Here is a 1171-nt window from a genome sequence, read left to right as displayed (position 1 = left end):
GTCCTCTACGACGCCGATCGTAAGGTATTTCACGACTTTCTGAATTCCCGCGCCGTCTTCCTCGGCTTTCCTGTGGCGATGATTTTGGATTCCGACGGCAAGGTAGTGGACAAGGTCGAGCAGCGCGCGGTCGAAGGCGCCGTTCCACCCACGAGGGAAGACCTTGACGATGCCAACGAGACGGAGGCCCTGTGCCTCTTCCCAGGGTCGGGAAATGTCTTTCGATCCCTGCTGAAATTGCAGGCCCACGAGGGCAAGATTCTGTACGTGGCGCGCGAAGTCGATCCACGCGCGGTCGAGTTCCCGCAGATTGCGGAGACCGGTGTCGCGATCTACGAGGCTTTGGAGCAAAAGAAGGTCGGCATTCAGGTCGCCTTCGCATCGATGTTCACGCTGATCGCACTGATCGTCCTCTTGTCGGCGATCTGGTTCGGGCTGAACTTCGCCAACCGGCTCGTCGCGCCGATCCGGCGATTGATCTACGCGACCGATCAAGTCGCCACGGGCAATTTCTACGTTCAGGTGCCGGTGAGGCGAGGCGAGGGCGATCTTGCCCATCTCGGCGAGACCTTCAACAAGATGACGTCCGAACTGCGCCATCAGCACGACGGCCTCACTGCGGCCAGCGAGCTGATCGACCGCCGACGCCTGTTTACGGAAGCCGTGCTGGCGGGTGTGTCGGCCGGTGTCATCGGCATCGATGCGCAGGACAGGGTCACCATCGTCAACCCGTCGACGGAAGCTCTCTTGGCGACGCCCCGCGCCGATCTGCTCGGACATCCGATCGCGACGCTCTTGCCGGAAGTTTCGACTCTCGTCGAAGAAATGAGAAACTCCCGCCAACGGCTTATGCAAAAACAGATTTTGATCTCACGGCGAGGTAAGGAAAGAACGCTCAACGTTCGTGTCGCCAGTGAGCAATCGCGCAGCGAAGAGCGCGAGCTCGTGATCACGCTCGACGACATCACCGACCTCGTTTCGGCGCAGCGCACGTCCGCGTGGGCGGACGTGGCTCGGCGCATCGCGCACGAGATCAAAAATCCTCTCACCCCGATCCAGCTTTCGGCCGAGCGGATCCGTCGCAAATACGGGAAGGTGATCACGACGGATCGTGAGGTTTTCGATCAATGTACGGATACGATCGTGCGGCAGGTGGATGACATCAAGCGCA

2 protein-coding genes are annotated in these 1171 nt (G+C 60.2%); one reads left to right on the top strand and one right to left on the bottom strand.

The genetic code is table 11. The annotated features are described in order from the left end of the window. Window positions 1–249 (bottom strand): hypothetical protein (locus AC1DT3_RS21995; RefSeq protein ID WP_477467300.1); only part of this gene is annotated, 249 nt, incomplete at its 3' end. An 18-nt stretch (window positions 250–267) separates the two neighbouring features. Between AC1DT3_RS21995 and AC1DT3_RS21990 the strand changes: the two genes are divergently transcribed. Further along, window positions 268–1171 (top strand): sensor histidine kinase (locus AC1DT3_RS21990; protein WP_477467299.1); only part of this gene is annotated, 904 nt, incomplete at its 3' end.

This window comes from Microvirga sp. P4_G7, assembly GCF_056401005.1.
Note: the sequence above shows the minus strand (reverse complement) of the source record. Positions and strands in the feature narration are given on the sequence as shown.